The 21,805-nt window shown below is 70.4% G+C and carries 20 protein-coding genes and 1 tRNA gene; 9 read left to right on the top strand and 12 right to left on the bottom strand.

Annotation, left to right across the window (positions count from 1 at the left end; translation table 11 throughout):
• Window positions 1-7: 7 nt before the first annotated feature.
• Entirely contained in the window at window positions 8-1,108 is a 1,101-nt protein-coding gene (locus tag NQ151_RS03315; protein ID WP_257508615.1) for a glycosyltransferase family 2 protein, read from the bottom strand.
• 41 nt (window positions 1,109-1,149) lie between these two features.
• On the opposite strand from NQ151_RS03315, the gene NQ151_RS03310 reads away from it, so the two are divergent.
• Window positions 1,150-2,427 carry a CDP-glycerol glycerophosphotransferase family protein gene (locus NQ151_RS03310; RefSeq protein WP_257508616.1) on the top strand — a complete coding sequence of 426 codons (1,278 nt, stop codon included), beginning with the start codon at window positions 1,150-1,152 and terminating at the stop codon, window positions 2,425-2,427.
• 10 nt (window positions 2,428-2,437) lie between these two features.
• Here NQ151_RS03310 and NQ151_RS03305 read toward each other — a convergent pair whose 3' ends face one another.
• From NQ151_RS03305 to NQ151_RS03275, 7 genes are all read right to left on the bottom strand, one after another.
• The gene (locus NQ151_RS03305; RefSeq protein WP_257526999.1) at window positions 2,438-3,820 is read right to left on the bottom strand and encodes a maltokinase N-terminal cap-like domain-containing protein; all 1,383 of its coding nucleotides are present in this window, start codon (window positions 3,818-3,820) and stop codon (window positions 2,438-2,440) included.
• Window positions 3,821-3,875: 55 nt separating this feature from the next.
• Complete coding sequence (locus NQ151_RS03300) at window positions 3,876-4,544, bottom strand: hypothetical protein (RefSeq protein WP_257526998.1); 669 nt, start codon at window positions 4,542-4,544, stop codon at window positions 3,876-3,878.
• Window positions 4,545-4,578: 34 nt separating this feature from the next.
• Window positions 4,579-6,069 carry an HNH endonuclease signature motif containing protein gene (locus NQ151_RS03295; RefSeq protein ID WP_257526997.1) on the bottom strand — a complete coding sequence of 497 codons (1,491 nt, stop codon included), beginning with the start codon at window positions 6,067-6,069 and terminating at the stop codon, window positions 4,579-4,581.
• Window positions 6,070-6,120: 51 nt separating this feature from the next.
• The gene (locus NQ151_RS03290) at window positions 6,121-6,342 is read right to left on the bottom strand and encodes an SCO4848 family membrane protein (RefSeq protein ID WP_257526996.1); all 222 of its coding nucleotides are present in this window, start codon (window positions 6,340-6,342) and stop codon (window positions 6,121-6,123) included.
• A gap of 39 nt (window positions 6,343-6,381) precedes the next feature.
• The gene (locus tag NQ151_RS03285; RefSeq protein WP_257526995.1) at window positions 6,382-7,569 is read right to left on the bottom strand and encodes a DUF4192 family protein; all 1,188 of its coding nucleotides are present in this window, start codon (window positions 7,567-7,569) and stop codon (window positions 6,382-6,384) included.
• Between the two features lie 114 nt (window positions 7,570-7,683).
• Window positions 7,684-8,661, bottom strand: a complete 978-nt coding sequence (locus NQ151_RS03280; RefSeq protein WP_257526994.1) for a hypothetical protein — start codon at window positions 8,659-8,661, stop codon at window positions 7,684-7,686.
• Window positions 8,662-8,710: 49 nt separating this feature from the next.
• On the bottom strand, window positions 8,711-9,403 hold the full coding sequence (locus NQ151_RS03275) for a phosphocholine cytidylyltransferase family protein (RefSeq protein ID WP_257508623.1): 693 nt from the start codon (window positions 9,401-9,403) through the stop codon (window positions 8,711-8,713).
• Window positions 9,404-9,600: 197 nt separating this feature from the next.
• On the opposite strand from NQ151_RS03275, the gene NQ151_RS03270 reads away from it, so the two are divergent.
• Genes NQ151_RS03270 through NQ151_RS03260 form a run of 3 tightly spaced genes read left to right on the top strand, consistent with a single transcriptional unit; the run spans window position 9,601 to window position 12,827 of the window.
• Window positions 9,601-10,983: an ABC transporter ATP-binding protein gene (locus tag NQ151_RS03270; protein WP_257526993.1), complete on the top strand. Its 1,383-nt coding sequence runs from the start codon at window positions 9,601-9,603 to the stop codon at window positions 10,981-10,983.
• Entirely contained in the window at window positions 10,959-12,521 is a 1,563-nt protein-coding gene (locus NQ151_RS03265) for a hypothetical protein (protein WP_257526992.1), read from the top strand. Before NQ151_RS03270 ends, NQ151_RS03265 begins: the two co-directional genes overlap by 25 nt.
• Window positions 12,522-12,560: 39 nt before the next feature.
• Entirely contained in the window at window positions 12,561-12,827 is a 267-nt protein-coding gene (locus tag NQ151_RS03260) for a DUF3039 domain-containing protein (RefSeq protein ID WP_257508626.1), read from the top strand.
• A gap of 13 nt (window positions 12,828-12,840) precedes the next feature.
• On the opposite strand, the gene NQ151_RS03255 is transcribed toward NQ151_RS03260, so the two are convergent.
• Entirely contained in the window at window positions 12,841-14,193 is a 1,353-nt protein-coding gene (locus tag NQ151_RS03255; protein WP_257508627.1) for a nicotinate phosphoribosyltransferase, read from the bottom strand.
• A 39-nt stretch (window positions 14,194-14,232) separates the two neighbouring features.
• Here NQ151_RS03255 and murI point away from each other — a divergent pair, with 39 nt between their 5' ends.
• The 4 genes from murI to NQ151_RS03235 all read left to right on the top strand — a co-directional run bounded on the left by murI (window position 14,233) and on the right by NQ151_RS03235 (window position 17,411).
• Window positions 14,233-15,051: a glutamate racemase gene (gene murI / locus NQ151_RS03250; protein WP_257508628.1), complete on the top strand. Its 819-nt coding sequence runs from the start codon at window positions 14,233-14,235 to the stop codon at window positions 15,049-15,051.
• A 13-nt stretch (window positions 15,052-15,064) separates the two neighbouring features.
• Window positions 15,065-15,814: a ribonuclease PH gene (gene rph, locus NQ151_RS03245; RefSeq protein ID WP_257508629.1), complete on the top strand. Its 750-nt coding sequence runs from the start codon at window positions 15,065-15,067 to the stop codon at window positions 15,812-15,814.
• Window positions 15,807-16,424, top strand: a complete 618-nt coding sequence (gene rdgB, locus NQ151_RS03240; protein WP_257526991.1) for an RdgB/HAM1 family non-canonical purine NTP pyrophosphatase — start codon at window positions 15,807-15,809, stop codon at window positions 16,422-16,424. The genes rph and rdgB overlap by 8 nt, the downstream gene beginning before the upstream one ends.
• A gap of 72 nt (window positions 16,425-16,496) precedes the next feature.
• Window positions 16,497-17,411 (top strand): cation diffusion facilitator family transporter, encoded by a 915-nt coding sequence (locus NQ151_RS03235; protein WP_257526990.1) that lies wholly within the window; start codon window positions 16,497-16,499, stop codon window positions 17,409-17,411.
• Between the two features lie 6 nt (window positions 17,412-17,417).
• Here NQ151_RS03235 and NQ151_RS03230 read toward each other — a convergent pair whose 3' ends face one another.
• Window positions 17,418-19,838: an ATP-dependent DNA ligase gene (locus NQ151_RS03230; RefSeq protein WP_257526989.1), complete on the bottom strand. Its 2,421-nt coding sequence runs from the start codon at window positions 19,836-19,838 to the stop codon at window positions 17,418-17,420.
• A gap of 60 nt (window positions 19,839-19,898) precedes the next feature.
• Here NQ151_RS03230 and ku point away from each other — a divergent pair, with 60 nt between their 5' ends.
• The gene (ku, locus tag NQ151_RS03225) at window positions 19,899-20,834 is read left to right on the top strand and encodes a non-homologous end joining protein Ku (RefSeq protein WP_257526988.1); all 936 of its coding nucleotides are present in this window, start codon (window positions 19,899-19,901) and stop codon (window positions 20,832-20,834) included.
• On the opposite strand, the gene NQ151_RS03220 is transcribed toward ku, so the two are convergent.
• Together NQ151_RS03220 and NQ151_RS03215 are read right to left on the bottom strand one after the other, a co-directional pair.
• Window positions 20,831-21,634 (bottom strand): DedA family protein, encoded by an 804-nt coding sequence (locus NQ151_RS03220; RefSeq protein ID WP_257508634.1) that lies wholly within the window; start codon window positions 21,632-21,634, stop codon window positions 20,831-20,833. The genes ku and NQ151_RS03220 overlap by 4 nt on opposite strands.
• Before the next feature lie 62 nt (window positions 21,635-21,696).
• Window positions 21,697-21,778: transfer RNA gene (locus tag NQ151_RS03215), tRNA-Leu, on the bottom strand.
• Window positions 21,779-21,805: the final 27 nt, after the last annotated feature.

The following is a 21,805-nucleotide window of genomic DNA, read 5'->3' as shown; positions in this document are numbered from 1 at the left end:
CCGCTCGCTAGGGCAGCGGGGTGTTGCGCGAGCCCAGCCGTGACGTGTCGACGGTGTCGTGCGCGCCGCGCAGCACGCCGCTGATGAACCCGGTGCCCCAGGACAGGTGCATCGAGGGCAGCACCGCGGCCGTCCACAGCTTGTCGCGCCAGCCGGTGCCGCCGCCGGGGCCCAGCGCCACCGCAGTGATGAGCACGGCGTAGGCGGCGATCGGCAGGTAGACGACGGATGCCGCGAGCGACCACGGTCCGGCGATGACCCCGGTGAGCTGCAGGACTGCGATCACGACGGCGAGGAGGGCCAGTCCCACCAGCGCCGGCGGCGCGAAGTAGCGCAGCGAGTTGCGCCGTCCGTAGCGGCGCACCAGTTCGCCGCGCCACTTGCCGGTGGCGTAGAACTGGCGCACGAGCCGCTTCCAGCTCTCGCGCGGCCAGTAGGTCACCGCCAACTCCGGATCGAACCACACCCGGTAGCCGGCGCGGCGGATGCGCAGGTTCAGTTCCCAGTCCTCGCCGCGGCGGATGGATTCGTCGAACATGCCGACTTCCTCCAGCACTGCCCGGCGCATGACGCCCAGGTACGCCGACTCGGCGGGGCCTTCGGCGCCGCCGCTGTGGTACGCCCCGCCGCCGAGGCCGATGGGGGAGTTGTACGCGCGGGCGACGGCGCGCTGGAAGGGCGTACGGCCATCGGCGCGCATGATGCCGCCGACGTTGGCCGCACGCACCCGGTCGAGGGTCTTGAGAGCCTCGATCGTGTAGCCGGGGGTCAGCTCGGAATGAGCATCCACCCGCACGATGGTGGGGTACCGCCCGGCGCGGATGGCCAGATTCAGGCCGACGGGGATGTCGGCGGCAGGGTTTTCCACCAGCACGATGCGGCTGTCTTCGGCGGCCAGTCGCGCTGCCAGCTGGTTCGAGCCGTCGGTGGACGGTCCCAGGGCCAGCACCAGTTCCACGGGTCGGCCGGCGACGTCCTGTTGCAGCACGGTGCGCACGGCCCGTTCCAGGTAGTCGCGTTCGTTGAGCACGGGCATGACGAAGGTGACGCCGGCGGTTGCGGGGACGACGGGCGCGTCCTTGCCGGAGTGCGGGGCGTCGTCGAGCATCAGTCGATCATGTCACGCGGGCGGCGACGTAGGCTGGAGGGGTGGGTGTCGTATCGGATGGACGCAAGGCCGCCAAGCTGCTGAGAAGGGCACTCGAGCATAGAACCGCCGTGCGGGAGGTGCGCCGCGAGCTGACCGCACGCGGACCGCATCCGTTGATGCACTACCGGGTGGCGGTCTACTTCGCCGACGGTGCGGTCAACATGTACCAGATGCGGCAGTGGTACAAGCCGCTCGCCGAGCTGGCCAAGCAGTGGCCCGTCGTGGTGCTCAGCCGCGCGGCGACGGGTGCGCGGGCGCTGGTGGGCGACGACGCGCTGCCGGTGGCGTTCGTGCCGACCGTCCGCGACCTCGAGCGGTTCATCGCCGACCAGGACATCCGCGTCGTGCTGTACGTGAACCAGAACACGCGCAACTTCCAGATGTTCCGTTACGGGCGTCGCTGGCACGTGTTCATCAACCACGGCGAGTCCGACAAGATGTACATGACCACCAACCAGTTCAAGGCGTACGACTACGCGCTGGTGGCAGGGGATGCCGCCCGCGAGCGCCTCGGCCGGGTGCTGTGGGACTACGACCTCGAGCGCCGCGCGATCGAGATCGGCCGGCCGCAGGCCGACCATTACTCCGGCGTGCTGCCCTACACGCCCGACGGGCGCATCGTGGTGCTGTACGCGCCCACGTGGGAGGGTGACCGCCCCTCGGCGCACTACGGCTCGATCGCGTCGCACGGCGAGGCACTGGCCCGCGCGGTGCTGAACAGCTCGACGCACCGGCTCATCTACCGCCCGCATCCGCGTTCCGGCGTCGTGGACGACCAGTACGGCGCGGCCAACAACCGCATCATCGCGGCGATCGCGGCGGCCAATGTCGCCGACCCGACCGCGCAGCACGTCTTCGACGACGCTCCCGACCTCGGCTGGCAGCTCGCGGCGGCCGACGTGGCGGTCGTCGACATCTCGGCGATGGTCTACGACCGGCTGGCCGCCGGTCGCCCGCTGCTGGTGACCCGTCCGGTCGATCCGCAGGCGAGCATCGACACGCACGGCTACCTGTCGGCCTGCGACTGGTTGGATGCCGACAAGGCCGGCGAGATCCTTGTCGAGGCCGGCCGCGTGCTGTCCGATCCGGAGTCCGCCGCTCGGCTCGAGGGTTGGGTGCGCCACTATTTCGGCGACACGACGCCCGGGGCCGCCACCGCGCGCTTCCACGCCGCGATCCGCCAGCTGATGGCGGAGTGGGACCGTTGGCACGCACTGACGGCCGGGGAACCGGTCGACGAGGACCAGGACGACGCCGAGCTCGACGACGCGGAGTGACGCGCCGGCGTCAGATCGCGGGAGCGGCGACGAGTCGCTCGATGGCGCGCAGCGGAATGGTGACCCAGGTGGGGCGGGATCGGGATTCGTACGTCGCCTCGTAGACCGCCTTGTCCAGTTCGAGCGCGTCCAGCAGTGGACCCGTGGTCGTGACGCGGCTCCCGGCTCGGTGGCTGTAGCCGGCGAGGAATCCCTCCCGTGCGACGCGCGCCCAGTCGCGGACGGCGGCGGAGCGGTCGGGGTGGTCCAGGCGGATGGACCCGGCGACGTAGTCGAACGAGCGCAGCATGCCCGCGACGTCGCGCAGCGCCAGGTCGGGCAGCATCCGCTCCGTCATCGCGCGCAGCGGCTCGCCCTCGAAATCCAGCAGCACCCAGCCGCGGTCGGGCACCAGGACCACTTGGCCCAGGTGATAGTCGCCGTGGATCCGCTGCAGGGGCGGCCAATCCACCTCGAGGGCGCGGTCGTAGACCGCTTCGATCGCCTGCCGCGCCTCGGCGAGCGGGCGCACCTCGGCGATCGCGGTGGCCAGCCGCCGCTGCCACGCGTCGCGCAGTGCGGCGCGGTTGCCGGTGGAGGCCGGTGCCGCCGGAAAGACGTGTGCGAGGGACCGGTGCACATCGGCGGTCGCCGCACCCAGGTCGTAGGCCGATTGCCCGAAGTCCACGCCGTGCGCCGCCGAACGCAGCGCGACGCGCCACGCGTCTTCGACGCTGGGGAAGAACTCCTGGGCGAAGGCGAGTGAACCGGTGACAGCCCCGGCGGATGTGGCGGTGTCGGGCCACTCGCATGCGAGCCAGCCGACCGCACGCGGTACATGCGGCGATCGCGCGTCGCTCAGCGCGGTGTTCAGCTCGATGTCCGGGTTCAGGCCCGGCTGCACCTGCCGGAACAGCTTGCAGATGACCGGTGGGGTGTCATCGGCGAAGTGGAAGACGATCGAGGTGTTGGACTGTTCGCCGGTGACGACACCGGTCTGATGGTCGGCGGTGGCCGATGCCGGGTACGACGCCGCAGTCACGGGGCGCCCAGTGGCGACGGTGCGAGGGCCGCGCGCGGTGCCGCCGGCGGTGACCAGGCCCAGCAGCGCCGCGCAGTAGGCCGGGTCATGCGGGCCGTCGATGAGGGTGGTGCCCGGTTCCGGGTGGCCGATGATGTGCGCCGCCGCGGCGGCGGAGACCGCGCTGGTGGCGCGGGCGACGAGCGGCACCTGGTAGACGACGGCGGGCAGGGCGCCCTCGTCGACCACGAGCAGCGTGCGCACGCGCACGCCCGGTTCGGCGGTGGGGATGTCCCACGACGCGATGTAGCGCAGGTGAAGAGTGCGACCCTTAGCCGCGTACCAGCGCTGACGTGGCATCCATGCAGCCAGGCACGCCAGCGTGCTGTCCATAGTCGTGAGCGTATTGCCGCGGTGGCGCGGTGTCGAGGCGGCGCCCGGCGCGCCGTCAGCGTGCGTCGTTGTGCAGCGTGGCGTCGGGGTGGACGGCGGGTGCGGGGGAGCGGTTCACCTCGACGGTCTCGGCGCCCGATTGCAGCGCAAGGACCAGGGCGATCACGCCGAGCCCGAGCGTCCCCACGAGGTTCGCCACCAGGCTGAGTGTCAGGATCAGGCTCACGAGCCCCTGCGGATCGGCGGTGCCGGCGCCCACCAGGAGGATCTGCAGAACGACCCACACCGCCGCATGTGCGGCGAATGCCCACAGCGGCGCCCAGCGCCACGGAGACGGGACGATGCCGGCGCGAGCGATCTGGATCACGGCGATCACGCCGGCGGCGACCCGGACGATCAGGTCGATGTAGGTGAAGACGGTCGGCCCGTCGCCGGGCGACGTCTGCTCTTGGATCAGGATCGGCAGCAACATCGAGGCGATGATCGGCCACACCGCGACGACGATCAGTGCCGCCATCCCGAGCGGCTTGCGGTTCACCACGCTCGCCTCGCGCGACAGCCCGATCGCGAACAGCAGCACCATGGCGGCGAACGGCAGCTCCCCGGGAAAAGTGAATAGAGCGGCACCCGGGCCGCGGCTGATGGTGTACTCGAAGATCGCGAGCAGCCCGCAGACAATCAGTCCCAGGCCTCCGATGGTCCAGGTGGTGCGGCGTGTCTGCATGGGCTCACGCTAGCAGTGGTCCGACCTCTCGTTCTCACGCGACGAGTGGTCGGAACAGCGGCGATTTCGACCGGAGGACGACGGGTCCCCTCCCGAGGCTCGACGGCGCGTGCAGCACGAAGGGCCCGAGCCCGTCGCGGCTGATCCACCACCCGTTGTTGTGCAGCAGCATGTGATGAAACCGACACAGCAGGATGCCCTCGTCCACGTCGGTGCGGCCGCCGCGCTGCCACTGGTTGCAGTGGTGCGCTTCGCAGTAGGACGCCGGCACCGGGCAGCCGGGGGCCATGCAGCCGCCGTCGCGCACCGCCATGGCGATCCGCTGCTTGGCCGAGAACAGGCGCTGCTCACGCCCGAGATCCAGCGGGTTGCCGCAGCCGTCGACGACCACCTCGCGGTAGCCCGTCGTGCACAGCGTGCGCTCGATCACGGGACCTGCGACCGCAGCGCCGCCGTCCTCGAGATGCCCCACGCCGACCGCCTTGCCGAACGCATCGCGGCGGCCGGTCGCCTCGACCGTCACCACGACGCGCACGCCCGGCTGGCGCGCTCCGAAGACCGCCTCCGCAGTGGCGAGCGACCCGGCCTTGAGCGTGTCCATCAGCAGGTCGTACTCGAGCTGCTCATTGCTGCGCGGGTCGGCCACCAGCTGGTCGGCGGTCTCGCGCTCTTCCGCGGTCACGAACCGGGGACCGCCGCGACGCGGGCGCAGTGCCGCGTCGACCATCGCGCGGATCCACGCGGCCATCTCGTCGTCGAGCACCAGGTGGGCGCGGTGCTGACCGTGTTCGTCCTGCCACATGCGGACCGACCGCGCTTCGTAGCGCTGCTGAAAGCGGTCAGCCGCGCCGCTCTCATCCAGCTGATCGCGCAGGTACCGCGCTCGACGCAGCAGATCCTCCGCCGTGCAGTCGCGTGCCTCCTCGATGAGCTGTTCGGCCGCGACGCGCCAGATCTCGCGGAACTGTGCCTCTTCGCTCGCGGCGGCAGTCTCATCGGCCGCCGCGTCGGCACTGCGCGTCGGCGGGGTGCCGAGGCCCCGCATGATCGCGTCGTGCTGCGCGGGGGTCAGGATGCCCCCGAGCATCGCCGTCCGCAGCGGTTCGTGCCACGGCGGCGGCGGTGGCGTGGGCGGACCGGCCGCATCCGCAGCCCCCACCGGCGCCGGGGGACCGGCGTCGGCACCGTCGAGCAGGGCCTCGCCGAGCCGCACGTGACGCTTCACCTCACCGATGCTCTGGCCCGTGATCGACTGGATCAGCGAGGTCGGCGTGCGGTGGCCCTTCGTCTGTGCCAGCCCGCCGTAGCCACGGTCGCGGGAGGACCGCTCGGCGGCGATGCCGGCCGCAGCGATGCGCACGTGCTCAAGGGTGTCGATCAGCGCCGTCGCGTCGGCCAACACGCCGAGCACCCGCTCGCTGTCCAGCTCACGCAGCGCGGCCGCCAAGCAGGCGGGCTCGACGTCGAGTTCAGGCGTGCTGTGGAGCTTGTCCAGCAGTCCCTGTGTCTCGAAGAAGAAGGCCATGCTTCATGGTAAAACGGGCCTCCGACATTCGAATATAATGCCGCTCCGGGCTCAGCCGCGACTGAGCAGAGCGACCACAGCGCCCACCGCGGAGGCCACCGCGAGCAGCAGGGCCAGGCCGATCAGCACGGCGTGCACGATCAGGAACTTCGTCGGCTTGCCCGCGGCATCCTTCGCGCGCGGGTCCTTCGCCACTCGGCGGAAGAACGTGGGCCACACCACGACGTTGAAGACGGCGTTGGCCAGGAGCAGTGCGATGAGGAGGATTGCCACCGATCGAGCCTATCGGCGTGGCCGGCCGCCCGGCCGCCGTCACTTCCGGTGGCGCGCCGCCGCTCGGCGAGCCGCACGGTTCAGTGCCGGCTGCGGGGCGCGGTCGAAGATCCACGCCGGAATGCAGTGCGTGACCAGGGTGCGGTAGACGGGCACCATGGTGTTGTCCGGGTTCACCGACTCGGCCGAGTCGAGCATCTCCTCCGCAGCCGCCGTGAGCCCGAGCGCCCAACGGATCCACCCGAGTGCGCACATCGCCCACACCCGCTCGGGCATGTTGCAATGCGCGATCGCGCGACCCAGCAGCAGGGCGCCTTTGCGCAGCCGCGCTGCAGACGGTCGCTCATCGGTCTCACCGAGCAGCATCCAGCCGAAACGCTCGCCGGTTCTGTCGCCTTGGAGGTAGTCGCGTGCGAGGAGCGTTGCCGGCTCGCACCCGGCCCTGCGAGCACGCTCGCGTGTCGCAAGCGTCAGCTCCCACGATGCTGCGGCCACGTCCTTCCCGAAGACGATCTGCAGCACCGTTCGATCGACCGCCCCCTCTGACTGCATGAGCGTGATGATGCGGGCCAGCGTCGCCGGCCCCACGCGGTCGGGGTCGCCCGCGAGCGCTCGCTCGAGATGGTCGATGGGTTCGGGGTGTGGCGCCGGATGCAGGCTGCCGAAGGCGTCGTGCTCCATGTCGATCAGCACCCTCGTCACGACGTGACGCGACACGGTCCTCATCAGTTCGGGGTCGACCGGCGGGAGGGTGTGCAATGCAGGGCGATCGGGGAGAGCCGGCGCGCGGCTCGCCGCTGCCTCGAGCTCGGCGAGCGCACGCTTGGTCGCCCCGTCGAGAAAGCAGCCCCAGCCGTCGGCGGCGACGATCGCCGCTTCCGCGATGTGGAAGCCCGCGCCGTGGATCCGCTCGAGCAGGTGATTGAGCATCTCTTCCCACCCGCGCAGCGCCGCGTCATAGGACTCGTCGGTGTAGACGGCGACGGCGACCCGGTCGCACCCATCGAGCCTGCTGAGGTGCGCGAGCAGCGCTCCGGCATGGCGCTGGTACGCGCTCTTGGTGTGCTCGTGGGGCAGATCGATGCGCAGCGCGCTGGAGGTGAGCTTTCCCCAGAACGGGGCGACTACGACGCTGTTGTGCACCGGCACCCCGGTGAACGACGGCATTGCAGCGATCAGCTCGGCGGTGGAGGCATTGCGTTGGATGTGCGGCTTGGCGTTGGGCATGGCGACCATGCTGCGCGTGCCGCCGCGGCCGCGACCGGGGCGAACCCCGGTTCCGTGGACAACCCCGCCACATTCGCGCCTGTGGAGGAGGCGCTGGATGCTGCGGGGCGGCTGTCAGTCGTCGCCGAGGTCGTCCGGCGTTGCGGCGTCGTGCGCCTCGGCATCCGATGTCGTGCTGGTGATCGCGCGCCGCCGCCGCGGTCGGACTGCGCCCCCGACCCGCTTCGCCGCGCGCTGCACACCGTGCGCTGCGCCGACGCCGGCGTGCGCGACCGCGTCGCCGGCGCGTCGCACCCCGCGCACCGCCGCGTGCTCCAGGCGTGCGGCACCCTCCTTCGGCTCGAGGGCCGGCGGGTACTGCTCCGGCGGCACGCCGAAGCCGCGCCGCGCGTTGACGAGCACGCGCCGCCCGAGAATGTGGTTGCCGGTGCCACCGATCGCCGCGCCGATGCCGAAGGGCATCGCCTTGCCGACGACGGACGCGCCGCCCTTGGCCGCGAACTGATGCACGAACGAGGTCTTCAAGCGATCCACCAGCGGACCCACGGCGGCGCGGGGGAGCGTCTTGGTGATCATCTCGCCCCAGTATTTGTCGCGCGTCACACCCTTGCCCGCCACCTGACCGGCCAGTTGCGACACGAGGTCGACGCCCTCCTTGCCGAGCATGAGGGTCAGCACCAGCGCCCGGGCGCGGTCGGGGTTGTCCACCGGGATGCCGTGCAGCTCCGACATCGACTGCGCGAACAGTGCCGTCGCGTCGAGGAACCCGACCGTCTCCACGCCGCTGAGGGCGAGGGTCACCCCCGTGCCGATTCCGGGGACGACGGCAGTGGCGCCCACGGCCGCACCACCGGTGGTGACGGCGGCCAGATAGCGGCGCTCGAGCATGCGCACGATCTGCGCGTTAGTGGCATCCGGATGCCGCAGGCGAATGCTGCGCAGGTGTGCCACGACGACCGGTCGCTGGACCGCCAGCACGCGATCGAGCACCCGCACCATGCGCGGATGCTCGTCGGAACCCACCGGCGGAAGTCCGCCCGTCCAGGGCGCGTCCTCCGGGAGCGTGTGGATGCGGTGCACCTTGTCGGCCATAGGCCGATCCTATGCGCGCCGCCCTGAGCGCACGCTGGGGCGCGAAGGGTCAGACGTAGAGGTTCGCCCGCTCGAGGTCTTCGGCGAAGTCCACCTCGACGGCGTACAGGTCCGAAATGTCCAACGGCTGCAGGCGCACGCCGTCTTCGATGATCGCCAGCTCCAGGCCGCGCTCGAAGTAGTCCTGGTCGTCGACGCGGGACAGCTGGCGCATGAATGCGCGCTTGTCCGCGGCGGAGATGTAGTTGATGCCCACGGCTTCGCCGATGCCGCCGGAGACGGTCTTGGACAGTTCGTTGATGTACCCGGCGGCGTCCACCGTGTACTTGACCTCTTCGTCGCTCACCTTGGCGGTGTTGACGGTCACGAACGAGCGCTCCGCCTCGATGAGGGCGATCGCCCGACCGAGTACGCGCGGGTCGAACACGACGTCGCCGTTCATCCACAGCACACCGCTCTTGCCGGTGGCGGCCAGGGCACGCAGCAACGACTTGGAGGTGTTGGTCTGGTCGTAGCGGTCGTTGTAGACGTAGTCGGCGTCGGGGAACGCTTCGACGATGGTCTCGGCGCGGTAGCCGACGACGGTGGTGATGCGGGCGGCCTTGCCGAAGGCGGCGCGGATGTTGTCGTGCTGCTGCTGCATGATGCTGCGGCCATCGCCGAGTTCGGTCAGCGGTTTGGGAAGGCTGCGGCCGAGGCGTGAGCCCATGCCTGCGGCGAGGATGACGGTTTGAAGAGTCACGGGGTTGCTCCTGAAGTCTGTGTTCACTATCGGTTCACCGAAAGGACACCCCTTCGTGCCTGGTTCATGGTAGCGAAATGTCCTGAGAAGGCGCAGAATGCAGCGCCTCCGTTGTCGTTTCGTGACAAACGGCCGAGTGTGTGACGCCGCGCGAGAGACACAGTCGCGCGGAAGATTCTCCTTGATACCGTGGACGCGTGACAGCGTCGCTGCCTTTGCCCCACGACTCTGATTCGGACGATGCTCCGGAGCAGTTCATTGTGGCGCAGCCGCGGCCTCGCACCGCGACCGCGCCCCGCAAGCCCCGCCCGCGGAAGGCGAAGCAAGGGGCGTCGGATGCCGCTCAAGCGGCGGTTCTGACGCCGCCCCCGCTGCCGCCCGTCCCGGCCGAGCTCGCCGCAGTGCAGCGGGCGCTTCCCGTCAAGCCGGCGGAGTCGGCGGCCGAAGTGGCAGCGCGTCTGGCGCAGCCCGTCGCCGCGCCCGAGCCGCCCGTCGTCGCCGAGCCCGAGCCGGCGCCGGAGCCGCTTGTCGAGGAGTGGCAGCCCGAAACCGACGCCGAAAGCCTCGAAACCGACGCCGAAGTGCTCGCGGAACTGGGAATCGCCCCCCAGACCGCTGAAGATGCCACGGCTCTCATCGAGCCGGAGACCGTGGTCGACACCGCGACCGACCTCCAGACCGTGCCGCGCGGTCCCCGCACCCTCGACGACATCGCCGAGCCCGACGCCGAGGCGATTGCCGACGCGGCAGCGGATGCCGCTGCCGTCGCGGCGGTCGTCTCCGGTCTGGATGACGAGCCGCTCGCGGTGTCCGAGACAGCCCTGCCCGCACTGCGCCTGCGCGGCGTCTCCAAAATCTTCAGCGGAACCCCCGCCGTCGACGGCATAGACCTCACCGTGCCCGCCGGATCGTTCTACGGCCTCGTCGGCCCCAACGGGGCCGGCAAGACCACGACCCTGTCGATGATCGCGGGGCTGTTGCGGCCCGACCGCGGCAGCATCCAGGTCAACGGGGTGGATACCGCAGCCGACTCCGCCGCCGCGAAGCGGCTGATGGGGGTGCTGCCCGATCGGCTGCGCACGTTCGACCGGCTCACCGGGCGTCAGCTGCTGCACTACTACGGCCTGCTGCGCGGGCTCCCCGCCGCTGTCACCGACAGTCGCGCCGCCGACCTCGCGCGCGCATTCGACCTCACCGACGCGCTGTCGCGCCCAGTGTCGGACTACTCCGGCGGCATGACGAAGAAGATCATGCTGGCGGGGGCGATGATCCACTCTCCACGCGTGCTTGTGCTCGATGAGCCGTTCGAGGCCGTCGACCCGGTCTCCAGCGCCGTGATCCTCGACATTCTCGGGGCGTACGTGGCCCACGGCGGCACGGTGATCCTCTCCAGCCACGGCCTGGACCTCGTCGAGCGCGTCTGCTCGCGGGTCGCCGTCATGGTCGCAGGACAGGTGCTCGCCGAGGGCACCGTCGACGAGGTGCGAGGAGAACTGACCCTCGAGCAGCGCTTCGTGGAGCTCACGGGTGGGCTGAGCGACGTGGAGGGCCTGGAGTGGCTGCACACGTTCTCCGGCTGAGGCTCGCGCTGCTGATCGGCGGGCTGCGCGGCGACACCGGCCACGTGGTTCGCACCGTCGCAGGCCTCGTCGGGCTCGCCGTCGCCGTGGCCGTAGGTTGCTGGGGACTGCTGGGTCTGTCCGATGCACCGACGAACGTGACGCTGGCCGTCACCGTCCTCTGCGGCTCCGCGGTGACCCTCGCGTTCGCCATCGCACCGCTGGTGACCGGCATCGAAGATCCGCTCGATCCACGCCGGTTCGCCGTGTTCGGCATGACGCCGGGCGCACTGTCGGGGGTGCTCATCGCCGCCGGGTTCCTGAGCGTGCCGATGATCGCGCTGCTCCCACTGGCAGTGAGTCTCGTCATCGTCTGGATCGCTCACGGGGTCGCGCCCTGGATCGCCGTGCTAGCCGTCGTCGTCGGGCTCGCCACCTGCGCGCTGCTGGCGCGGGTCGCCCACGCGGTGGCCGCGCTGGTGTTCAACGCGCGGCGGTCGCGTGAGCTGACCGGCATGTTCCTGCTCGCCCTGCTCGTGGTCGTCGTGCCGGTCGTGGTGTTCGTCGCCTCGCTCGAATGGGGCGGGCGTGTGCCGCCGCGGCTGGCCGACGTGGCCGACGCTCTGGCGCGCAGCCCGCTGGGCGCCGGGTTCGGTCTCGCCGCCGTGGCAGCTCAGGATGCCGGTGCGCTCTGGATGCCGCTGCTGGTGGCGCTGGGGACTCTCACCGTGCTGGTCGGGGTGTGGTTCCTGCTGGTGCGGCGCATGCTCACCACCACGGCGCGGCCCGTCTCGGTGCGCGAGCGCGGGGGCCTCGGTTGGTTCACCGTCATGCCCGGCACGCCAGGCGGCGCGGTGGCTGCGCGCAGCCTCGTCTACTGGTTGCGCGACCGACGCTACCTCGTCAACATCGCGGTGATCCCCCTCGCCGCCGTCCTCACGATCGTGCCGTTGGCCGTCGTCGGGGTGCCGGCATCGGTCATCGCCCTCGTGCCGGTGCCGCTCATGGCGCTGTTCCTGGGCTGGCTGCCGCACAACGACCTCGCCTACGACAACACCGCCATCTGGATGCACATCGCCAGCGCCATGCGCGGTGCCGCCGAGCGCTTCGGCCGGCTCGTGCCGGTGCTGTTCATCGCGGTGCCGTTGCTCGCGGTCACCGTGCCGCTGTCGATCTGGGTGCACGGCCGCTGGGAGATGCTGCCTGCGCTCGTCGGCGTGTGCGCGGCGCTGTTCTTCTCCGGCCTCGGCCTGTCCAGCATCGCGTCCGCAGCCGCCCCCTATGCGGTGTCGCGGCCCGGTGACAGCCCGTTCCAGCAGCCGCAGCGCACCGGCGGCTCGCTCTCACAGGGACTCGTGCTCGCCGGCGCGCTGATCGCCGCCACCCCTTCGCTGTGGTGGGCCTGGCTGGCCCTGACCGGCGACGCGGACGACGCGTGGATCTCACTGTGGGCCGGCGCCGGGGTCGGCGTGTTCGTGCTCGTCGCCGGCATCCTGATCGGCGGTCGCGTGTTCGATCGCGGCAGCACTCGCCTGATGGAGTTCGCCGAAGCGACGTGAGGCCCGCTGGTGCGGATGCCGCGGATAGACTGACTGACCATGAGCACGCCCATCGACAGCCCCGACCAGGGGGGTCTCGCGACCCTCGACCGCGAGCTCGAGGAGCTCATCCGCGAGGAGAACCTCGAACCCGGCGATCACGAGCGCTTCTCGCACTACGTGAAGAAGGACAAGATCCTCGAATCGGCCATCACCGGCAAGCCGGTGCGGGCCCTGTGTGGCAAGAAGTGGACTCCGGGTCGCGACCCGGAGAAGTTCCCGGTCTGCCCCGCCTGCAAAGAGATCTACGAGTCGCTGAACACCTGACCCCGACGTGGCCTCAGGCCACGTCGATGAAGCGGGTGGGCAGTGCGGGTTCGGAGCGACTGAGCGCAAGGGCGCGCACGGGCAGCTCCTCCCTCACCTGCAGGTGATGCGCGCGGGCGGCGTCAACGCCGTCGTGGCCGAGATACGCGGCATCCGCCTCGCCCGCCTCGACGAGCGTGACGTGCAGCGCCCGCGCTTCGGGGTGGTCCGCCCCCGTCGGCACCGTCTCGAACCCGTCGGCCACGGCGATGAGCTCGCTCGTGGCGACACCGCGCTCGAGCGTGCGGAACGCGGCCTTGCGCCCGCCCTTGGAGGCCTTGTCGGTCGAAGTCTTCGCCACCGCGACCCAGGATCCGGCGCTGTCCTGCCGCGCCACGAGCTTGTAGACCATCCCCGCCGTCGGTGCCCCCGACCCGGTGACGACCGAAGTGCCCACGCCGTAGGAGTCGACCGGGGATGCCGCCAGAGCGGCGATCGCGAACTCGTCCAGGTCGCTGGTCACCGTGATCTTCGTGCCTGTCGCGCCGAGTGCGTCCAGCTGGGCGCGTACCTCGGCGGCCACCGTCGGCAGGTCGCCGGAGTCGATGCGGACACCCCCGAGGCCGGTTCCGGCCACCCGGATCGCGGTTTCAACGCCCTCGCGGATGTCGTACGTGTCCACCAGCAGTGTGGTGCCGGTGCCGAGGGCGGCGATCTGCGCGCGGAAGGCGTCTTCCTCGCTGTCGTGCAGCAGTGTCCACGCGTGCGCGGCGGTGCCCATCGTGGGGATACCCCAGGTGCGCCCCGCTTCGAGGTTGCTGGTGGCGCCGAAGCCGGCGATGTACGCCGCGCGGGCGGCGGCGACGGCGGAGTGCTCGGACGCGCGGCGCGACCCCATCTCGGCCAGCGGCCGGTCACCGGCGGCGATGCTCATGCGGGCGGCGGCGTTGGCGACGGCGGAGTCGTGGTTGAGCACGCTCAGCGCGAGGGTCTCCAGTACGACCGCCTCAGCGAACGTGCCCTCGACGGTGAGCACGGGGGAGCCGGGGAAGTACAGCTCGCCCTCGCGGTAGCCGGTGATCGTGCCGGTGAAGCGGTAGTTCTCGAGGAACGAGATCGTCTCAGCATCCACCACCCTGTTGTCGCTGAGGAAGCGCAGTTCCTCATCGCCGAAGCGGAAGTCCTGCAGCAGCGACAGCAGCCGCCCGGTGCCGGCGACCACGCCGAAACGGCGGGCACCGGGGAGGCGCCGGCCGAACAGCTCGAACACGCAGCGCCGCTGCGCGGAGCCGTCGTGCAGCGCCGCGTCGAGCATCGTCAGCTCGTAACGGTCGGTGAACAAGGCGGTGCTCGCCACGCGGGCGGTGGCGTCGGGCGCGGCAGTCATGCGGGCCAGCCTATCCAGGCGCTCGCGTAGGCTGGGAATGTGAACGACGCCCCCATCGGAATCTTCGACTCCGGCGTCGGCGGACTCACCGTGGCCCGCGCCGTCTCGGCGCAGCTGCCGCGGGAGTCGATCCTGTACCTGGGAGACACGGCCCACTCGCCTTATGGCCCCAAGCCCATCGCCGACGTCCGCCGCTACTCGCTCGAAGTGCTCGACACCCTCGTCGACGAAGGCGTGAAGATGCTCGTGATCGCGTGCAACACCGCCTCCGCTGCGATGCTGCGCGACGCCCGCGAACGCTACGACGTGCCGGTGGTCGAGGTGATCGGCCCCGCCGTGCGCACCGCGATGTCGACGACCCGGAACGGCCGCATCGGCGTGATCGGCACGGAGGGAACCATCGGGTCCCGCGCGTACCAGGACATGCTCGAGGTCAACGAGAAGCTCACCGTGTCGGCCCAGGCCTGCCCGCGGTTCGTGGAGTTCGTCGAGGCGGGCGTCACCGATTCGCCCGAGGTGCTCGCCGTCGCCGAGGACTACCTCGCGCCGCTGCGTCACGCGGGCGTCGACACCCTCGTGCTCGGCTGCACCCACTACCCGTTCCTCGAGGGCGCGATCAGCTACGTCATGGGTCCGGACGTCTCGCTGGTCTCCAGCGACACCGAGACGGCCAAGGACGTGTACCGGCAGCTGGTTTCCCGCGATCTGCTGGCTGGTCCGGATGCCAGAGCGCACCATGACTACCAGGCCACCGGATCCTCGGCCGACGATTTCTTGCGCCTCGCGCACCGGCTGATGGGGCGCGAGGTCAGCACCGTGCGCCTCGTGCAGACCGGCGCCATCGACTTGCCCCGCTGAACTCAGGAGAGACATGACCGACATCACCCGCGCCGACGGCCGCGCCGTCGACCAGCTGCGCCCCATCACGATCGAACGCGGCTGGAGCGCGCACGCGGAGGGGTCGGCGCTGATCTCCTTCGGCGGCACCAAGGTGCTGTGCACCGCGTCGTTCACCAACGGCGTGCCGCGCTGGCTCACCGGCAAGGGCAAGGGCTGGGTCACCGCGGAGTACGCGATGCTGCCCCGCGCGACCAACTCCCGCAACGACCGCGAGTCGATCAAGGGCCGCGTCGGCGGACGCACCCACGAGATCTCGCGCCTGATCGGCCGGTCGCTGCGTTCGGTCGTCGACACCAAGGCCCTCGGCGAGAACACGATCGTGATCGACTGTGACGTGCTGCAGGCCGATGGCGGCACCCGCACCGCGGCGATCACCGGCGCCTACGTCGCTCTGGCCGACGCGATCGCGTGGGGCAAGCAGAAGAAGTTCATCGCGCAGCGCTCGGACGTGCTGATCGACTCGGTCGCCGCCGTGTCGGTGGGCATCATCGACGGTGCGCCGATGCTCGACCTGGCCTACGTCGAGGACGTGCGCGCCGAGACCGACATGAACGTCGTCGTCACCGGCCGTGGTCTGTTCGTCGAGGTGCAGGGCACCGCCGAGGGCGCGCCGTTCGACAAGCGCGAGCTCGATGCCCTGCTGGAACTCGGCGTCAACGGCTGCGCCGACCTGCGCGACCTGCAGGCCGCCGCCCTGGCCGTGGAGGCCGCCGGTGAGTGAGGAAACCTCGCGGCCGCAGCGCGTGGTTCTGGCGACCCACAACCCGCACAAGGTCGAGGAGTTCCAATCGATCGTGCGGGCCACCCGCCCCGACATCGAGGTCATCGGCTACGACGGCCCCGAACCGATCGAGGACGGCGTCACGTTCGCCGAGAACGCGCTGATCAAGGCGCGTGCCGCCGCCGCGCACACCGGGCTGCCGGCCCTGGCCGACGACTCCGGGCTCTGCGTGGACGTGCTCGGCGGTGCTCCGGGGGTGTTCTCCGCGTATTGGGCGGGGCACGCGAAGGATGCCACCGCAAACCTCGAGTTGCTGCTGGACCAGCTGAGCGACATCGCCGACCCGCACCGCACCGCGCGGTTCATGTCGACGATCGCGCTGGTGATCCCCGGCGGACCCTCGCACGTCGTCGAGGGCGCGTGGCCCGGGCGACTGGCGACCGCGGCCTCCGGGGCGGGCGGGTTCGGCTACGACCCGATCTTCATCCCCGACGACCAGCCCGAGGGTGCCGAGCGCACCGTCGGCGACTGGGAACCGGGGGAGAAGAACGCCGCCTCCCACCGCGCCCGTGCGTTCGCCGCGCTCACGCCGCTGCTGGCCGACCTCTGAACTGAGAACCAGACTCATTCCCGACTAGCCGTCCGTGGCGCGCCGCCGGCCGCGCCGCCGTACCGTGGAATCATGCACGACCACGCACCCGCACCCGGCATCCGGGGCGCCGGCAACCGGCGCCTGCTGGCGGTGTCGCTGACGATCACGTCGGTCGTGCTCGTCGCGCAGGTGGTCGGCGCGATCTTCTCGGGGTCGCTGGCGCTGCTGGCCGACGCCGGACACATGTTCACCGATGCGGCGGCGCTGGTGATCGCGCTGGTGGCGAGCACCGTGGCCGCCCGGCCCGCCGATGACCGCTCCACCTTCGGCTACCAGCGCGCCGAAGTGTTGGGGGCGCTGGCGAACGCCGTGATCCTGATCGCGCTGTCGGTGTGGATCGCGATCGAGGCCGTGCAGCGGCTGATGCGCCCCGAGCAGCCCGAGGTCGCCGGCGGTCTCATGCTCGTCGTCGCGATCGTGGGCCTCATCGCCAACGCGGTGGCGCTGTGGCTGCTGAGCGGGGCGCAGCGGCACAGCATCAATGTGCGTGGCGCCTACCTCGAAGTCCTCGGCGACCTGCTCGGCTCGGCGGCGGTCATCGTCGCGGCGGTGATCATCGTGCTGACTGGATGGACGCAGGCGGATGCCGTGGCGTCGCTGCTGATCGCCGCGATGATCGTGCCGCGAGCGATCTCGCTGCTGCGCGAGGTGGCATCCGTGCTGGGCGAGAGCGTGCCGCGCGGCATGCAGGTCGCCCAGATCCGCACCCACATCCTCGAGACGCCGGGGGTCGTCGACGTGCACGACGTGCATGTGTGGCAGCTGACTCGCGGGGCGCCGGTGTTCATGGCGCACGTCGTCGTGGAGGACGCGTGCCTGGCGGATGGGCGGGCCATCGGCATCCTCACGCGGCTGCAGGAGTGCCTGTCGGATCACTTCGACGTCGCGCATTCGACGTTCCAGCTGGAGCCGGCCGGGCACATCGAGCACGACGCGCACGCCTGAGCCCGCTCAGGACTCGCGCGTCACCTCGTCGGCGGACTTGTCCGGCCGCAGCCCGCGCCACCGCGCGTGGCGCAGCGTGCCACCGGGAGTGAACTCGGCGAACTCCACCTCGGCGACGACCTCGGGGCGCACCCACAGCGCGTCGGAGGCGTCGGCGCGAGGGATGCCTACGAACGGATTGACGGTGTTGCGCAGCGGCGTGAGGGTCTCGGTCAGCCGCGTGATCGTGCGGTCGCTGAACCCAGAGCCGACGCGGCCGACGTACTGCAGGCCATCGGGGCCCGGGATGCCCAGCAGCAGCGAGCCGATCGACCCGCTGCGGCCGCCCTTGCCGGGGCGGATCGCGCCGATCACGACCTCCTGCGTGTGGGTGAGCTTGACCTTGAGCCACTGCTCGGAGCGCTGCCCGCGGCGGTAGGTCGACTGCGGGTCCTTGACGACGACGCCTTCGAGGCTGTGCCGGCGGGCGGTGGCCAGCGCGATGTCGAGGTCGTCGAGCACGGGGGGCGTGTCGATGCGCGGCGGCGCGATCGGCAGCGCCTCCAGCAGCGCGCGCCGCTCGGCCAGCGGCAGGGCACCGACATCGATGCCGTCGTAGGCGATCACATCGAACAGGTACCAGGCGGTCGGGGCGCGCTGGGATTCGCGCGCGATGTCCCGCGCGCCGGTGAGGTGCATGCGGTTCTGCAGCAGCGTGAAGCTGGGCCGACCGCTGTCGTCGAGGGCGACGATCTCTCCATCAACGGTGATCGGGGTGTCGCCGAAGACCGCGGCCGCCTCGGCGGTGAGTTCGGGGTAGCGCGCCGTGATGTCCGTGCCGTTGCGCCCGCGCAATTGCAGGGCCTTGCCGTCCCAGGCGCCCAGCGCCCGGATGCCGTCCCACTTCAGTTCCGCCCAAGCGTGGTCGCCCCAGCGGTTCGCGGCCTCGTGCGCACGGACCGGCGTCGCCGAGGTCGCGAGCATGGGCCGCAGGTCGCCGACCGGCGAATCGCCCCGCGGCGCGTTACTGACCGGTGCATCCCCGAGCGGTGCCTTGGCGGACGGGGTGGCAGCGGCCTTCATGCGGTGCAGCAGCCACGTCGACTTCTCGCCCGACCCGTCGGTGCGGATCAGCGCGAGCCGCACGTCGCCGAGCGGTCCGCCCGGCTGGCCGTGCAGGGTGAAGATGATCTCGTCGTCGCGCCACTTCTCCAGCTCGTAGACGCCGTCGTCCCAGATCGTCATGGTGCCGGCGCCGTACTCCCCGTGCGGGATCTCGCCCGAGAACGTGGCGTACTCCATCGGGTGATCCTCGGTCATCACGGCGAGGTGGTTGCGTGACGCGGTCTCGGGCACTCCCTTGGGCACTGCCCAGCTCGCCAGCACGCCGTCCCGCTCCAGGCGCAGATCCCAGTGCAGCCGCGAGGCGTGGTGCTCCTGGATGACGAACCGGGGGAGTCCGGATGCCGCGCGGCCACCGAGCGCGTTGCTCGGCACCGGCTCGGGGGTCACCCCGGCGGTGCGCTTGGCGATGTACGACGCGAGCGGGCCGTCGGCCGACGCGCGCCCACCGGCGTGGAAACCCAGCGACGCCAACGGGTCGCCGTCGCTTTCGGCCCGGGCCAGCACCTCCGTGAACAGCAGATGCCGCAGCTCGGGGTCGTCGAGTTCGTCCCACGTGCGCGGTGCGGCCACCGTGGGCTCGTCGCGCCCACGCAGCGAATACGGCGCGATGGTGGTCTTCGAGCCGTTGTTCTGGCTCCAGTCGATGAACACTTTGCCGGTGCGCTGCACCTTGGCCATCTGGCTCACCACGAGATCGGGATGGTCGGCCTCGATCGCCCGCGCCAGCTCACGCGCTACGCCGGTCACCTGCTCACTGGTCTGCGTGCCCGGCAGCGCCGCGTACAGGTGGATGCCCTTGCTGCCGCTGGTGACCGGGTAGGGGTCCAGTCCCATCCCGGTGAGGATGTCGCGCAGCAGCCGCGCGACCTCGGCGCATTCCGCCAGCCCGGTGCCCGGTCCCGGGTCGAGATCCAGCACGATCCGGTCGGCGGGGGAGCGCCCGCCGTCGGGCGCGAACCGCCACTGCGGCACGTGCAGCTCCAGGCTTGCCACCTGCGCGAGGTAGACCAGCGTCGGCCGGTCACCGACCAGCGGGTAGTCCTTGTCTCCGGTCGAGTGGCCGATCGGCATCCGTTTGATCCAGTCAGGCGCACCCCGTTCCAGATCCTTCGCGAAGAACGACGGCTTGTCCACGCCCTCGGGCCAGCGCTTGCGAGTGACCGGCCGCCCGGAGATGTGGGGGATCATGAACGGCGCGATGCGGGTGACGTAGTCGATCACCTCGCCCTTGGTGGTGCCGCTGGCGGGGTAGAGCACCTTGTCGAGGTTCGTCAGACGCAGCCGACGACCGTCGATGCGCACCAGTTGTCCCTCGCCTGCCATGTCAAGAGGCTAATGCGCAACCTCTAGGCGTGACGTATGCGACAGGTGTTCACTAGTGGGATGCGAGCGATCTGGAAGGGTGCGCTGACCTTCGGTCTGGTGAATGTGCCGGTGAAGGTGTACTCAGCGACGGAGGACCACGATGTGCCGCTGCACCAGGTGCACAATGCCGACGGCGGACGCATCCGGTATCAGCGCATCTGCGAAGTCGACGGCGAAGTCGTGCCATACGCCGACATCGACAAGGCCTACGACGACGGCGAGCGCACCGTCGTACTGACAAAGGAAGACATCGCATCACTGCCGTCAGAGCGCAGCCGCGAGATCGACGTCGTCGAGTTCGTGCCGAGCGAGCAGATCGACCTGCTCACGCTCGACAAGGCGTACTACCTCGAGCCGGACTCCGCATCGCCGAAGGCCTACGTGCTGCTGCGCAAGACGCTGGAGCAGACCGACCGCACCGCGATCGTACGCTTCTCGCTGCGACAGAAGACCCGTCTCGCCGCCCTCCGCGTGCGCGGGGACGTGCTGGTGTTGCAGACGATGCTGTGGTCCGACGAGGTGCGCGAGGCCGCGTTCCCCGCCCTGGACGAGAGCGTGCGCATCTCGGCGAAGGAGCTGGAACTGTCGGCGAGTCTCGTGGAGAGCTTCGCCAGCGACTTCGACCCCGCCGACTTCACCGACGAGTACCAGCAGGAGCTGCGCACCCTCATCGACGCGAAGCTCGAGAAGGGCGACGCGCTGGACACCTCCGAGACGTTCGGCGAGACCGCGGAAGCGGATGCCGGGGGTGAGGTCATCGACCTGATGGCCGCCCTGCGGGCGAGCGTCGAGCGCTCCCGTGCCGCGCGCGGCGGCGGCAGCAAGGCTGCGAAGGACGAGGACGAGGACGAGGCCAAGCCCGCCAAGAAGGCACCTGCGAAGAAGACCGCAGGAAAGGCACCGGCGAAGAAGGCCCCCGCGAAGAAGCCCGCGGCGAAGCAGAAGGCCAGTTAGCCGCGCGGTGCGGGCGGGGTGTCGTCGCCGGCCTCGGGGCCGCGATCGAACACCTCCGTGTCGAGCACGAGTTCGTCTGCCTCCGCGGCATCCGTCACGACGTCTTCGCCTGCGGCAGCAGCCTTCTTGGCCTTGTGGCGCTCGGAGAAGTAGTGCCACAGCGTGATCAGTGCGGTACCGCCGACGGCGGCGAGCAGGATCAGGTCGATGTACTCCTGCACGAACCAGGCCACCGGCGGGATGAACCCGATGACGTAGCCGAACATCGTCAGGCCGAAGCCCCAGAGCACGGCGCCGATCAGGTTGTAGAGCGTGTACTTGCCCTTGTGCATGTGGCCGACACCGGCCGCGACCGGGGCGAAGGTGCGCACGATCGGGACGAACCGGGCCAGGATGATCGTCAGTCCACCGAACCGCTCGAAGAACGCGTTCGTGCGCTCGACGTTCTTGCGGCTGAACAGGCCCGATTCCTTGCGCTCGAAGATCGCGGGGCCACCCTTGTGGCCGATGTAGAACCCGACCTCGCCGCCGAGGAACGCCGACAGTCCGATGAGCAGCGCGACCCACCAGACGCTGATCCCGAACACGCCCTCCGGCGCGTAATCCTGAGCGTGGGAGAGCAGGCCGGAGATGACCAGCAGGGTGTCGCCGGGCAGCAGGAAGCCGACGAGCAGGCCGGTTTCGGCGAAGACGATGAAGCACACCACCAGCAGAGCCCACGGCCCGGCCGCCGTGATGATCTGCTCCGGGTCCAGCCACGGGATCAGAGCGGTCGGCGCTTGCAATGCGAGGTCGAGCACAGAGGTCCCGTCGTCAGGCCGTGGCCATGGTCAGTGGCAGCGGATGCCGCGGCATCCACTCGTGCGGAAGGTGGGACTTGAACCCACACGCCCGAAAGCACAGGAACCTAAATCCTGCGTGTCTGCCAATTCCACCACTCCCGCGAGTTGCCCCAGTCTAGCGGGGCCGGC

Origin of the sequence: Microbacterium sp. zg-YB36, assembly GCF_024623575.2 — a bacterium.
Taxonomy (GTDB): Bacteria; Actinomycetota; Actinomycetes; order Actinomycetales; family Microbacteriaceae; genus Microbacterium.
This window is presented reverse-complemented; position numbering and strand designations above follow the sequence as displayed.